Source organism: Faecalibacterium sp. Marseille-Q3530 (assembly GCF_017377625.1).
Taxonomy (GTDB): domain Bacteria; phylum Bacillota; class Clostridia; order Oscillospirales; family Ruminococcaceae; genus Faecalibacterium; species Faecalibacterium prausnitzii_E.
On the sequence record NZ_JAFREH010000004.1, the window covers coordinates 81,088 to 93,722 of the forward strand.

Sequence of the window (12,635 nt, forward strand, 5' to 3'; positions counted from 1 at the left end):
GCGATTTTCAAATAGATTGCTTGAAAATTTTGCTCCTTGACCCGCCAAACTTGCCGCCCTGCTTTTGTGCATTTTGACCGTCCGGCTCAAAAATCGACCGGAAAACGCGCAGAAAGTTCTCGTAAGCAGAGGGCCGCCCGCTCACTCCCGCCGTGCGCATCGACCAGCACATAGCCGTTCGGCTGCGTACTGGTTCGCCAATAAGCCCGGCGCAGCGGATAAGGAACTCCGGGAGCTGGAAGCGTTCTGCTTCCTCTCCGGCTCCTACGGCGGCTACCTTTCCCAGCGTATCTGCCTGATGCGCAAAAAGCAGAAGAACGAGAGCGGCGTTGGCTGGAAACTGCAATATTTCTGGCACCGGCTCTTTCCGCCCTTTGCTATTTTGTGTATGCGCTACCCCAAGCTGAAAACGGCCCCCTGGCTGCTGCCCTATTTCTGGCTCTGCCGCCTGTTCGATTTCAGCTATTGGAAAAACAACTTCCACCGCGAGATGGCGACCCTGCAGCAGGTGGAACAGAAGAAAATGTGACGGTCCGTCCGGGTACTCGATGAGGTGGTGCATCGCGCCGAAATCCCCGAATGGCACTTCGGCTGCAAGTTCCATCCCAAGGTGCTGATTTCTTTCGCACTTCGACTTCGCGTCGGTGTCCAGCACGACCGGGATGCCGAGGCGGTTCCCCTCCGCAAAGACGATATCCATGACCTTGCGCATAAGCCCTGCTCTTGGTACGGCTCGGTCACACAGACCCTGCCGACATAGACGCAGGGCTTTTTCTGTTCTTTTGAGTTCCCCTCGTCAACTTTTATTTTTATTCTATCATCATTGTTCTTGTACAGAAGACAGTTATTCCAGACTTCCGCAGCCGGGGCAGACAAAAAGAAGCCCGCTGCAACCATACAGCGGGCTTCGGGAAAGGATCTTATTTTGCGTAATCGACAGCGCGGCTCTCGCGGATGACGTTGACCTTGATCTGGCCAGGGTAATCCAGCGTGTCCTCGATCTTCTTTGCGATCTGGCGGGCCAGCAGGATGACCTGATCGTCGCTGATGACATCGGGCTTGACCATGATGCGCACTTCGCGGCCTGCCTGAACGGCAAAGGCCTGCTCGACGCCCTCGAAGCTGGAAGAGATCTCCTCCAGATTCTCCAGACGCTTGACGTAGCTCTCGACGTTCTCACGGCGGGCACCGGGGCGGGCGGCGCTGATAGCGTCGCAGGCCTGGATGATGAAGGCCAGCGGGGTCTTCGGCTCCACATCGCCGTGGTGGGCCTCGATGGCGTGGATGACCTGGGTGTTTTCCTTGTACTTGCGGCAGATGTCCACACCGATCTGCACATGGCTGCCCTCGATCTCGTGGTCGAGCGCCTTGCCGATATCATGCAGCAGACCGGCACGGCGGGCCAGCGTGACGTTCACGCCCATCTCGCCTGCCAGCAGGCCGGCCAACCAGGCCACCTCCATGCTGTGGGTCAGAGCATTCTGGCCGAAGCTGGTTCGGTACTTCAGGCGGCCGATGAGCTTGATGAGGTCGGGGTGCAGGCCATGGATACCAAGCTCCATCACGGCCTTCTCGCCCTCGCGCTTCATCTGCAGTTCCAGATCGTGGCGGCACTTTTCCACCGTTTCCTCGATGCGGGCGGGGTGGATGCGGCCGTCGCCGATCAGGCGTTCCAAGGTCATGCGGGCCACTTCGCGGCGGGTCTGGTCGAAGGAGGACAGGGTGATGGCCTCCGGGGTATCATCGATGATGAGGTCCACACCGGTGGCCGTTTCCAGCGCACGGATGTTGCGGCCCTCGCGGCCGATGATGCGGCCCTTCATCTCATCGCTGGGCAGCGGCACCACGCTGACGGTGGTCTCGCTGCAATGGTCGGCTGCACAGCGGGCAATGGCCTGCCCGATGAGGTTGCGGGCCAGATTGTCGCAGTTCTCCTTCAGGTCGGTCTCGTAGGCTGCCACACGGACGGCCTTTTCGTGGGTCAGTTCCTCGTCCACCTTGTGCAGCAGCACTTCGCGGGCGTCTTCCTGGCTCAGACCGGCCAGCGTTTCCAGCCGCTCCATCTCCTTGGCGCGGATGGCGTCCACCTCCGCCAGATGGGCGTCGGCTTCCTCGTTCTTCTTCTTCAGCTCTTCTTCTTTTTTCTCCAGAGCTTCGGTCTTGCGGTCCAGAGCTGTTTCTTTCTGGTCGATGCGGTTCTCCTGACGGGTGATCTCAGCGCGGCGCTGCTTGATCTCCTTGTCGGCTTCCGCCTTCTGGGCGTCCACCTCTGCTTTCAGGCGGAAGGCCTCGTCCTTTGCTTCCAGAACAGCTTCTTTTCGTTTTTGGTCTGCGGTCTTGATCGCTTCGTTCACCAGCCGGGTCGCCTCGGCTTCGGCGCTGCCGATCTGGGCCTCGGCGGTCTTTTTACGGTTGTTGTAACCAATAAAATAACCCCCGCCGATACCGGCAGCTGCTGCGATCACGGCCACGATCAAAACCAATGCGATCGTGGGCATCGTGTTCACTCTCCTTAACGTTAAAGTTCAAATTCAACGAAATGCTGGAGACGCTGCCAGGCAAGGCGTGGGCAACAAGACAAAATCAAGCTCTCAACACAAAAGAAGCCGGACCGGAACACACCACCGGAAAGACCCTTCGGGTGCGCGTTCTGCACTTCTTTTTTATTTACAAGGTTTTCATATAAAAACGGGCAGATGAAGCCCCATTGAAATTTGGTTGCGGAATACCCCTGCACACAGCGTCATGGATTCCATACTACTTCTTATATTACGAAACATTTGAAGCAATGTCAAGGGAAGCGGGCGCAATTTTGAAAATTTACTCCAGATACATCCGCCGCAGCCGCATCAGGCGGGCCGGGGTCAGGCCGTATTCGGCTTCGAGGTAGGCCTCGGCGCTGCCGCATTTTTCCCGGATGGCGGAGAGCACCAGGTCCACCGATTCGGGGTGCACCCCTGCGATGCCCTGATAAAACTTCTTCTGTTCCGGGCGGGCGGCGATCTCGTCGGCATGTTCGGCCCAGATCTTTTCCAGCTCCGGGCGGCGGCATTCGTTCGTCCGGACGAAATCCTGACGGATCGTCTCGTCCGAAGCGCCCAGCGCCAGCAGGATCAGCATAGCCGCCACACCGGTGCGGTCCTTGCCGCCGGAGCAGTGGAAGAGCACCGGGGTCTCGCCCACTTCCAGAGCACGGAACAGCTCCTTGTAGGCCTTGTTGCCGAAGAGCATCTGCCGGTACATGGCATCGGCCATCCGGCGGCCTTCGTCCGGCTTGCCTTCCAGCAGGCGCTCGCGGTCCTCCGGCGAAAAATCCACTTCCTTGCCGTCGTCCAGGCAGAGCCCGCAGATGCGCACCATCCGGGCACCGTCCGGCACATAATCCGGCATCTTCTCGGCCTCCTGCTCGCTGCGCAGGTCGAGGATGAGGCGCAGCCCCAGCGAATCCAGCAGCTTCCGGTCGGCGTCGCTCGTCAGCAGACCGGTGGGGATGCCCCGGTAGATCTGCCCCCAGCGGACGTGTTTGCCCTCATCGGCCGGGTAGCCGCCCAGCTCCCGGAAGTTGTTCCCGCCCGCAAAGGGCAGCTGGGTGCCGGGCGCGGGGTGGGGTGCAGGCTTTTCCACCGCCGTGCTGGACAGCACCGGGCGGCTGTAGAACGGTTTGGCCGGGCGGCCCCGCCGGGGCGGCAGCGATGCCGTACCGCCCAGCACCTCCATCAGGTAGCTGCGCAGCAGGTCCAGGTAGGCCGAGTTGTGGTCCCGCCGCTGCACCATCGAGACGCAGAGCGGCGGCATATCCTCGATGAGCACATCGCGCACCCGATCCAGTTCCCGCCGTGCCCCCGGCTCATACCGGGTCAGGCAGGTGCACAGCTGCTCCTGCACCAGATAATAGGCCTGATAGAAGCTGGGGCCGATCTCGGCGTCGGGCGCAAAACCCGCCTTGGCGCAGGCGTCCCACAGGGGCGCAAACAGGTCCTGCCGCAGGCTGGGCAGCAGCACCCGCTGCCCCCGCAGCGCTGCCAGCGGCACCCGCTCCTTTTCCCAGAAGGGGTGGCCGCGCGGCACCAGCAGGCAGGCGGGGTCTGCCCGCAGCGTGGTGCGGGCCAGCACCTGCGCCGCGCAGCCCAGGTCCATGACCAGCCCCGCATCCAGCTCGCCCTGCTCTACTCCGTCGGCCACGGCGTCGTTGTCCAGCAGGCGGAACCGCATCTCGATGTGGGGGTACTGCTGGCGGAACTTGTCCAGCTGGGTCTCCAGACCGGGCAGATAGTCCGGCACCAGCGAGACGCTGATGCCGATGCGCACCGGCTGGGCGGACTGGATCTCGGCATGGAGGGCCGCCTGCATCTGCTGGAACTGCTCCACCACCGGGGCCGCATGGCGCTGCAGACTCAGCCCCCGCTCGGTGAGCGAGAGCTTGTGATGGGCGCTGACGAACAGCGGCCCGCAGAGTTCGGCTTCCAGCGCGGTGATGCTCTGCCGCAGCGCCTGCCGCGACAAAAACAGCCGCTGGGCCGCGCGGGTGTAGTTCATCTCCTCGCACAGGACCAGAAAATAATGCAGCTGGCGGATATCCATGGGGTTCCTCCTGAAACAGTGGTTGGTACATAAAGAATACCGCCTTTTGCGCGGAATGTAAAGCCGGACGGTGAAAAAAGTGCCGAATGATTGACAGCACCCGCCCGCCGGGTGTAGACTCAGCATAGCAAACACATTTCACATCTCAGATGAAGAAAGAAGGAGTATCCTATGAAAGTGATCGCTACAGAAAAGGCCCCCGGCGCCATCGGCCCCTACTCGCAGGGCTTTCTCTCCAACGGTTTTGTTTACACCTCCGGCCAGATTCCGGTGAACCCCGCCGACGGCACCATCCCCGAAGGCATCGCCGCACAGGCGGAGCAGAGCTGCAAGAACGTCGGCGCCATTCTGGAAGCCGGCGGCAGCGGCTTTGACAAGGTGGTCAAGACCACCTGCTTCCTGGCCGACATCGCGGATTTTGCGGCCTTCAACGAGGTTTACGCCAAGTTCTTCACCTCCAAGCCCGCCCGCAGCTGTGTCGCCGTCAAGGACCTGCCCAAGGGCGTCCTGTGCGAGGTCGAGGCCATCGCAGAAGCGTGATCCGCCGTCCGTACCCGGTTCCGGGTGCTGCATGAAGCTGCAAAAAAGCCAGAACTGCGCTGCCGTTTGGCAGACCAGTTCTGGCTTTTGTTATTTTATGATCGGGCCGGACGCGCTGCCCTGACGTGTGGCGCGTCGGTTACTTCAAAAACTTGTGCACAGCACGGGCGACGATGCCGCCCAGGATGCCGGACACCAGGAACTCGGCCACGCCCTGCACGCCGACCAGCAGGACGACGAACATGAACGGGTTGGCCGCGCCCTTGACGGACACGAGGTTCTGGACATAGTCGCAGCCATAGAAGGCCAGCACGATGTAGCCCATGAAGAACAGGGTGTTCAGAGCCGGGGCGCACATGGCGCTGAGGATGTAGCTCCAGGTGCCGGGCTTGTCCAGCTTCTTCAGGCCGTTGAAGATGAAGCCGACGCACAGGCCCATCAGCACACGCATCCCCACGCAGAGGATGAAGGTGTTGACCGGGCTGACCTGGAACAGGGCACCGGTCATGGCAGAAGCGCCGGTGATGGCGTCATAGAAGCTCACCGCGCCGAACACGCCGCCCAGGATGGCACCCGCAGCGGGGCCCATGGTGATGGCACCCACGGCGATGGGAAGGGTCAAAAAGCTCATGTAAAGCGGGCCCATGGGCACACTGCCCAGGCCGATGGCCTTCATGACCAGCTCGATGGCGACCAGCAGTGCCAGCCGGGTGAGAGTACGAAGATCGTTGTTTTTCATTTTGTTTTCCTCCTGCTGCCGTTCCGCCCTTACGTCGGATACGGCGCAAACCTGCCCGCTTTATGCGGGATAAATTTTGTTGATACGGACTTCAGACACGCTTGTCAGGGCATTGTCCGTGGTCAGAACTTGAGTCCTGCTGACCGCCGGGCCACGGTCAGCACCTTGCTGACGGCCACAGAGGTATCCAGCATCCGGCTGCAAAGCTCCTGGTCGCCGCCCTCGATGGCGCGGGCGAACGCATGGAACTCAGCCGCCTGCCGGGGGCGGCCGCCGTTGAGGTTGTAGTGCTCTTCCTTGCCCTCATTGGGGTGGAAGGTCACACCGCCGCACCAGTTGGCGGTGGATTTCTGCAAAATATAGCCCTTCGTGCCCTGGATGACATACCGGGCCGGGGCGCCGCAGTCCTTGGCGGCGATGCTCACCGCGCGGAAACTGTTATACTCCATGGTCAGGATGCCGCTGGTGTCGATGCCGCGCTCGATGTTGGCGGTGTAGTGCACCTGATTCGGCTCACCGAACAGGCCCACGATGTAGCTGATGTTGTAGACGTTCAGGTCCATCAGTGCGCCGCCCGCACGGGCCGGGTCAAAGGAGACCGGTGTCTCCCCGGCGCAGAAAGCATCGTACCGGCTGGAATACTGGCTGAAGTTGCACTGCACCAGCTTCACTTTGCCCACGCGGGGCAGCAGTTCGCGGATCTTGTTGTAATTTTCCAGATACTGGGTGGTCATGGCCTCGAACAGGAAGACCTTCCTGCGGCGGGCCAGATTCGCCAGCTCCTCTGCCTGCAAGGCATTGATGGCCATTGGCTTTTCCACGATGACGTGCTTTCCCGCCTCGATGGCCACCTTGGCATAGCGGGCGTGCTGGTTGTTCGGCACGGCCAGATAGACCACGTCCACGTCCTGTAACAACTCAAAATAGTTGGTGGTATGCTGGGGGATGCCGTACTGTTCGCACAGCTCCCCCGCCGCCTCTGCGCTGCGCTGGGTGCTGCAGATGGACTGCACCGTAAAAGGCGAGTCCGCCCCGGTCAGCCACGGCAAAAATTCCCGCACGATCATGCCCGTGCCCAGAATCCCTAATTTCATTCTCTTCTCCATCCTGTCTGTCGTCAGCCTGCTTTGGCCTCATCCTCGCGGCGCTCCCGGCGCTGCGGGTGGGGTCGGCGGACGCGGCGGAAGTTCTGGTTCCGCTTTTTGCCGCCGCCTGCGTGGTGCTGCGGCGCGTTCATCTGGTACAGGAGCGCCAGACCCTTCATCAGCAGTTCGGGGTCGTAGGTCAGCGGGTGGCGGCAGAGCGGGGTGACGTATTTGGCCAGACCGCCGGTCACGACCAGCGTTGCCGGGCGGCCCAGTTCTTCTTCGATGCGCTGGGCGATGCCGTCCAGCAGCACCGCCGTGCCCAGCACCGAGCCGGACAGCATACAGCTCTCCGTGTTCACACCAATGGCGCTCTTCGGGGAGCCGAGGCGCACCTGCGGCAGCTGGGCGCAGCGCTCCCCCAGAGCCCGCAGCCCGGTGGACAGGCCGGGGCAGATGACGCCGCCCCGGAACACCCGGTCCTCATCCACTACATTGAAGGTGGTGGCCGTGCCCAGGTCCACCGTGATGACCGGCAGCGGGAACTTTGCCGCCGCATAGGCAGCATCGACCAGACGGTCCTTGCCCACGGTATGGGGGTCGGGCACGCCCATGGTCAGGCCGGTGCGGATGTCCGGCGATACGATGACCGGCTTTTTGCCGGTGTAATGGCGGGCGCACTCGGCCAGCGCCCCCGTGATCTGGGGCACAACGCTGGTCAGCACCGCGCCCTCAAAGCGCATGGGGCGCTCCGGGTGGCGGCGGTGCGAAAACACCTTTTCCATCTCGGCGCGGTACTCCGCCGCCGTGCGGGTGCGCACCGTATCCATGTGGGCCACAAAGCATACACGTCCGTCCTTGATGCCCCCCAGGGCGACGGTGGTGTTGCCTATATCAATGGCTAAGATCATATTTGGGAAACCTTTCTGAAGATACGTACAACCTCTCAGTCTCGCCTTCGGCTCGCCAGCTCCCCTGGTAGGGGAGCCACTGGCGAGTCGGTAATGGCTGCGCTGAACGAGCAAAGTTTCTCGCGTTCGGAAACGACCGGGCTCCGCTGCCGAGATTCACGGCTGCTTGTCCCGCGCTCCTTGGTAGAGCGTAGTTCCGCTGTTGCTACCAATGAGGACAGGGCCCGGCACTTTGCGCCCAATTGGGCCTATGCGGACAGCAGGGCTTGCCCGGCCTGCCAAGGGCTCCCCCGATAGGGGAGCTGGCAATGCGAAGCATTGACTGAGAGGTTCCTTTCACTCTAAGTCAAGGGTTATTTTACCGCATTTTGCCTTCCGATACAAGTGCTGCAAAAAGATTTTATTGTGCTGGCGGCAATTTTGCATTATACTAAGGAGAGCAAACCAGAGATTTGGGAGGTTTTTGGATGGATCTGAACGGAAAATGCGTCCTTTTGGGCGTCACCGGCGGCATTGCCGCCTATAAAATGGCGAATGTCGCCAGCGCACTGCGCAAGCTGGGGGCCGACGTCGAGGTCATCATGACCCGGAACGCCACCCAGTTCATCACCCCCATCACGTTCGAAACGCTCACCGGCCACAAGTGCATGGTGGACACCTTCGACCGGGATTTCAAGTTCGAGGTCACCCATATCGCGCTGGCCAAAAAGGCCGACGTCATCCTCGTTGCACCGGCCACGGCCAACGTCATCGCCAAGATGGCCCACGGCATTGCCGACGACATGCTGACCACGACCGTCCTCGCGGCCAAGTGCCCGAAGCTGGTCTCCCCTGCCATGAACACCGGGATGCTGGAAAACCCCATCACCCAGGACAACATCGCCACGCTGGAGCGCTACGGCTTCACCGTCATCCCGTCCGAGAGCGGTATGCTGGCCTGCAAAGATGTAGGCAGCGGCCGCCTGCCGAAGGAAGATGTCCTCATCGAGTACATCCTCCACGCCATTGCCCGCCCGAAGGACCTGGCCGGGCTGCGCATCGCCGTGACAGCCGGCCCCACGCAGGAGCCGCTGGACCCCGTGCGCTACCTGACCAACCACTCCACCGGCAAGATGGGCTATGCCGTGGCCCGCGCCGCCGCGATGCGTGGCGCAGACGTCACCCTCATCCACGGCCCCACAGCCCTGCCGCCGGTTCGGTTCACCGAGGATGTGCCCATCACCACCGCACAGGACATGTACGACGCCGTGACCAGCCGCTTTGACGCAATGGACATCCTCGTCATGGCCGCTGCCGTAGCCGACTACCGCCCCGCCACCGTCGCCGACGACAAGATCAAGAAAAAGGACGGCGACCTGTCCATCCCGGTGGAGCGCACCGCCGACATCCTCGGCACCATCGGCCCCCGGAAGACCCGGCAGTTCCTCTGCGGCTTCTCAATGGAGACCCGCGACATGCTGGAAAACTCCTCGGCCAAGCTGACCCGGAAGAACCTCGACATGGTGGTCGCCAACAACCTGAAGGTGGCCGGTGCCGGTTTCGGCGTGGACACCAACGTCGTCACCTTCATCACCCCGGACGGTGCCCGCGAACTGCCCCTCATGAGCAAATCGGACGTCGCCGACGCCATTCTGGACGAGATCCTGAAGCGGCGGAACGGCTGAACAGACGGTTCGCATCCCACAAAAAAGCTCCCTGCCGCACATTTTGTGTCCGGCAGGGAGCTTTGGTTTTATTGGTCACCGGATGCGGCGGCTTCAGTCCTTTGCCACCATCATCTTGCTGGCCTTATAGATATCGCCGCAGCCGAGGGTGATGACGAGGTCACCTTCGCGGGCATTGTCCTTGACCCACTGCGCCGCAGCTTCCAGGCTGTCCACCAGGACTGCGTTCGGGATCTGGGCGGCCAGCTTGGCGCTGGTGATGGAGGGGTCGTTCGGCTCACGGCTGCCCATGATGGGGGTCAGCACTGTGATGTCGGGGATCTTGAAGACATCCACGAAGTCGTTGAACAGCATCTTGGTCCGGCTGTATGTAAACGGCTGGTGGACCGCGATGAGGCGCTTGTAGCCCATCTCGCGGGCCGTGGTCAGGGTCGCACGGATCTCGGTGGGGTGGTGTGCGTAGTCGTCCACGACCACTGCACCGTTGCACTCACCGTACAGCTCAAAGCGGCGGCCTGCCCCCTTGAAGTTCAGGGCTGCATCGGCGCACTGCTCCACGGTCAGGCCCACAAAGCGGCAGACGGCGCACATGGCCAGCGCATTGTACACGTTGTGACGGCCGGGCACCGCCAGACGGATGTGGCCGGTGACTTTGCCCCACTCCTGGAGGTCGAACTCAAAGAAGCCGGGCTTGTACTCCTGCACATTGACGGCACGGTAGTCACCGTCGTTGTCGATGCCAAAGGTGCGGACGCGGCGGTCCAGGGTGTACATGACATCCATGGTGTTCTTATCGTCGGCGTTGGCAAAGATCATGAACTGGGTCATCAGGGCGAAGCGCTTGAAGGCGAACTTCAGCTCGCCCATGCTGCCGTAGTAGTCCAGATGGTCGTTGTCGATGTTCAGCACGACCGACAGATACGGGGTCAGCTTGAGGAAGGTCTCGGAATACTCGCAGGCCTCGATGACGATGTCGTCGCCCTTGCCGGCCTTGCCGTAGCCGCCGATGAGGGGCAGCTTGCCGCCGATGACGGCAGAGGGGTCGCGGCCTGCCAGCTCCAGCGCCGTGGTGATCATGGACGTGGTGGTCGTCTTGCCGTGGGTGCCGGAAACGCAGATGCTGTCCTTATACAGGCGGCTGACGTAGCCCAGCAGGACGCTGCGCTCCACGGTGGGGATGCCGTAGGAAGCCGCCGCATTCAGCTCCACATTGTCCTTCGAGATGGCAGCCGAGTAGACCACGAGGTCGGTGCCGATGACGTTGTCGGCACTGTGGCCCAGCGAGACTTTGACGCCCATCTCCCGCTCGTACTGAATGATGCTTCCGTCCAGCACATCGCTACCGGAGATCACATAGCCCTTGGCGTTGAGGATCTGGATCAGCGGATACATGCCGCTGCCGCCGCAGCCAATGAAGTGGATCTTCTTCACATGATCAAGCAGATGCTTGGTATAGTCGGTAACAAACATAATAAGGCAACCTCCAAATAAACATAAAACGGCCGCAGCGCAGACCGATCTCATTTTGATCCATCGTGTGGTACTACTTATTATATAATTTTTGGCGGACAAAATAAACAGTTCCGAGCGAATTTTCGGAAAGAACCATAAAAAACCGGTTTATTTTGTGACAACTGTACACAAATGCCAGCCTTTTTCCGCCAGAATCAGCGATTCACAAAAGATTCACATTTCATTTTTGTGATCGCCTAACAAACTTTAAGCTTTTGTGCTATGATAATTCAGGATTTTGAAGAAACCAACGCGCTGCGGCCCGGCCCGGCGAACAGAAGAGGAGTATCGAACATGAAGATCAAGATCACTGCGGACAGCACCTGTGACCTGTCCGAAACGCTGCTGCGGCAGTGGAATATCTCGCTCATCCCCATGCACATCCTGATGGGCGAAGAAAGCCTGCTGGACGGCGTTACCGTCCGCCCCGCCGATGTGTTCACCCATGTGCAGAACGGCGGCAAGATGCCGAAATCCGCTGCCCCGAACCTCGTGGAGTACACGGATTTCTTTGCGCCCTTTGCTAAAGACTACGATGCCGTCATCCACATCTGTGTCGGGTCCAAGTTCTCGTCCTGCTGCCAGAACGCAAAACTCGCCGCGCAGGAGTTCGGGAACGTCTCGGTCGTGGATAGCGAGAACATCTGCACCGGGCAGGGCTATCTCGTCCTGCGGGCAGCCAAGCTCGCGGCGGACGGCCTGCCGCCCCGGAACATCTGTATGCGGCTGCAAGCCCTTGCCAAGAAGGTCGATCTGAGCTTCGTGCTCAACCAGTTGGACTACATGGCCAAGAGTGGCCGCTGCTCCGGTGTGCTGGCCTTCGGGGCCAACATTCTGGGCATCAAGCCCAGTCTGGCCGTCATCGACGGCGAGCTGAAGGTGGTCAAGAAGTACCGCGGTCAGCTTCCCATCTGCGTGGGCAAATACATCACCGAGAAGCTGGCTGACCGAGACGACATTGATACCAGTGTCGTCTTCCTCTCCTCCTGCCAGCCCAAACCCGGCTGTTTGGAGGCCGTCAAGGCCGGGCTTGCACAGTACGGCAAGTTCGAGCAGATCATCGAGACGGACATCGGTACCACCATCGGCGGCTACTCCGGCCCCGGCACCATCGGTATCGTTTTTGCCACAAAGTAAATCGCACCGCACAAAAGCACCCCACCGGCAGCAGGCGCTGCGGATGGGGTGCTGTTTGCTGTTACGGGTGGATGGAGGTGCGGACGAGGGCGCGCTTCAGGCGGGCCTGAGCCAGCTCATAGTCGCGCTTGTCCAGGTTCTTCTGTGCCAGAAGCTCCTCGGCGCGCTTTTTGGAGGCCTCGGCGCGGGCCTGGTCGATCTCCTCGGCCCACTCCCAGGTGGTGGCGACCAGCCGGACAGTTCCGTCCAGCACGGTGAGCATCCCGCCCATGCAGGCAGCACGGCGGCGCTGGCCCTCCGCGTCCACGATGTGGGCCTCGCCCATGCCCAGCGCGGTGCAGTAGTCGCCGTGCTTGGCCAGAATGGCAAGGTCACCGTCGATGGCGCGGCAGACCACCCGCTCGGCCTGCCCGTCAAAGGCACAGCCGTCCGGCGTGACCACCGTCAGATGAAAGGTCGTCATGGT

11 protein-coding genes are annotated in these 12,635 nt (G+C 61.2%); 3 read left to right on the top strand and 8 right to left on the bottom strand.

Translation table 11 applies throughout. The annotated features are described in order from the left end of the window. Nucleotides 1-7: 7 nt before the first annotated feature. From J3350_RS05530 to J3350_RS05540, 3 genes are all read right to left on the bottom strand, one after another. Complete coding sequence (locus J3350_RS05530; RefSeq protein WP_207685986.1) at nucleotides 8-712, bottom strand: hypothetical protein; 705 nt, start codon at nucleotides 710-712, stop codon at nucleotides 8-10. Between the two features lie 208 nt (nucleotides 713-920). Beyond that, complete coding sequence (gene rny, locus J3350_RS05535) at nucleotides 921-2,498, bottom strand: ribonuclease Y (protein WP_097791613.1); 1,578 nt, start codon at nucleotides 2,496-2,498, stop codon at nucleotides 921-923. A gap of 322 nt (nucleotides 2,499-2,820) precedes the next feature. Beyond that, nucleotides 2,821-4,581: a tyrosine-protein phosphatase gene (locus tag J3350_RS05540; RefSeq protein ID WP_207685987.1), complete on the bottom strand. Its 1,761-nt coding sequence runs from the start codon at nucleotides 4,579-4,581 to the stop codon at nucleotides 2,821-2,823. A gap of 171 nt (nucleotides 4,582-4,752) precedes the next feature. On the opposite strand from J3350_RS05540, the gene J3350_RS05545 reads away from it, so the two are divergent. Beyond that, nucleotides 4,753-5,121, top strand: coding sequence for a RidA family protein (locus J3350_RS05545; RefSeq protein ID WP_207685988.1), 369 nt, complete (start codon nucleotides 4,753-4,755; stop codon nucleotides 5,119-5,121). A 139-nt stretch (nucleotides 5,122-5,260) separates the two neighbouring features. Here the strand turns inward: J3350_RS05545 and J3350_RS05550 are convergent, their stop codons facing one another. The 3 genes from J3350_RS05550 to J3350_RS05560 all read right to left on the bottom strand — a co-directional run bounded on the left by J3350_RS05550 (nucleotide 5,261) and on the right by J3350_RS05560 (nucleotide 7,856). Next, complete coding sequence (locus J3350_RS05550; RefSeq protein WP_207685989.1) at nucleotides 5,261-5,860, bottom strand: ECF transporter S component; 600 nt, start codon at nucleotides 5,858-5,860, stop codon at nucleotides 5,261-5,263. A gap of 122 nt (nucleotides 5,861-5,982) precedes the next feature. Further along, nucleotides 5,983-6,954 carry a Gfo/Idh/MocA family protein gene (locus tag J3350_RS05555; protein WP_207685990.1) on the bottom strand — a complete coding sequence of 324 codons (972 nt, stop codon included), beginning with the start codon at nucleotides 6,952-6,954 and terminating at the stop codon, nucleotides 5,983-5,985. A gap of 23 nt (nucleotides 6,955-6,977) precedes the next feature. Beyond that, on the bottom strand, nucleotides 6,978-7,856 hold the full coding sequence (locus J3350_RS05560; RefSeq protein ID WP_207685991.1) for a type III pantothenate kinase: 879 nt from the start codon (nucleotides 7,854-7,856) through the stop codon (nucleotides 6,978-6,980). A gap of 467 nt (nucleotides 7,857-8,323) precedes the next feature. Between J3350_RS05560 and coaBC the strand changes: the two genes are divergently transcribed. Further along, nucleotides 8,324-9,520: a bifunctional phosphopantothenoylcysteine decarboxylase/phosphopantothenate--cysteine ligase CoaBC gene (coaBC, locus tag J3350_RS05565; RefSeq protein WP_207685992.1), complete on the top strand. Its 1,197-nt coding sequence runs from the start codon at nucleotides 8,324-8,326 to the stop codon at nucleotides 9,518-9,520. Between the two features lie 93 nt (nucleotides 9,521-9,613). Here coaBC and murC read toward each other — a convergent pair whose 3' ends face one another. Beyond that, on the bottom strand, nucleotides 9,614-10,990 hold the full coding sequence (gene murC / locus J3350_RS05570; RefSeq protein WP_207685993.1) for a UDP-N-acetylmuramate--L-alanine ligase: 1,377 nt from the start codon (nucleotides 10,988-10,990) through the stop codon (nucleotides 9,614-9,616). A gap of 336 nt (nucleotides 10,991-11,326) precedes the next feature. Here murC and J3350_RS05575 point away from each other — a divergent pair, with 336 nt between their 5' ends. Further along, nucleotides 11,327-12,169, top strand: coding sequence for a DegV family protein (locus J3350_RS05575; protein WP_097791605.1), 843 nt, complete (start codon nucleotides 11,327-11,329; stop codon nucleotides 12,167-12,169). Nucleotides 12,170-12,230: 61 nt separating this feature from the next. Here J3350_RS05575 and atpC read toward each other — a convergent pair whose 3' ends face one another. After that, on the bottom strand, nucleotides 12,231-12,632 hold the full coding sequence (atpC, locus tag J3350_RS05580; RefSeq protein ID WP_097791604.1) for an ATP synthase F1 subunit epsilon: 402 nt from the start codon (nucleotides 12,630-12,632) through the stop codon (nucleotides 12,231-12,233). Nucleotides 12,633-12,635 lie beyond the last annotated feature (3 nt).

Coding starts and splice junctions, on each gene's coding strand:
- J3350_RS05530 (WP_207685986.1), bottom strand. CDS start 712: ATGCGCAAGGTCATGGATATCGTCTTTGCGGAGGGGAACCGCCTCGGC.
- J3350_RS05555 (WP_207685990.1), bottom strand. CDS start 6,954: ATGAAATTAGGGATTCTGGGCACGGGCATGATCGTGCGGGAATTTTTG.
- atpC (WP_097791604.1), bottom strand. CDS start 12,632: ATGACGACCTTTCATCTGACGGTGGTCACGCCGGACGGCTGTGCCTTT.
- murC (WP_207685993.1), bottom strand. CDS start 10,990: ATGTTTGTTACCGACTATACCAAGCATCTGCTTGATCATGTGAAGAAG.
- J3350_RS05540 (WP_207685987.1), bottom strand. CDS start 4,581: ATGGATATCCGCCAGCTGCATTATTTTCTGGTCCTGTGCGAGGAGATG.
- J3350_RS05545 (WP_207685988.1), top strand. CDS start 4,753: ATGAAAGTGATCGCTACAGAAAAGGCCCCCGGCGCCATCGGCCCCTAC.
- J3350_RS05560 (WP_207685991.1), bottom strand. CDS start 7,856: ATGATCTTAGCCATTGATATAGGCAACACCACCGTCGCCCTGGGGGGC.
- J3350_RS05575 (WP_097791605.1), top strand. CDS start 11,327: ATGAAGATCAAGATCACTGCGGACAGCACCTGTGACCTGTCCGAAACG.
- J3350_RS05550 (WP_207685989.1), bottom strand. CDS start 5,860: ATGAAAAACAACGATCTTCGTACTCTCACCCGGCTGGCACTGCTGGTC.
- coaBC (WP_207685992.1), top strand. CDS start 8,324: ATGGATCTGAACGGAAAATGCGTCCTTTTGGGCGTCACCGGCGGCATT.
- rny (WP_097791613.1), bottom strand. CDS start 2,498: ATGCCCACGATCGCATTGGTTTTGATCGTGGCCGTGATCGCAGCAGCT.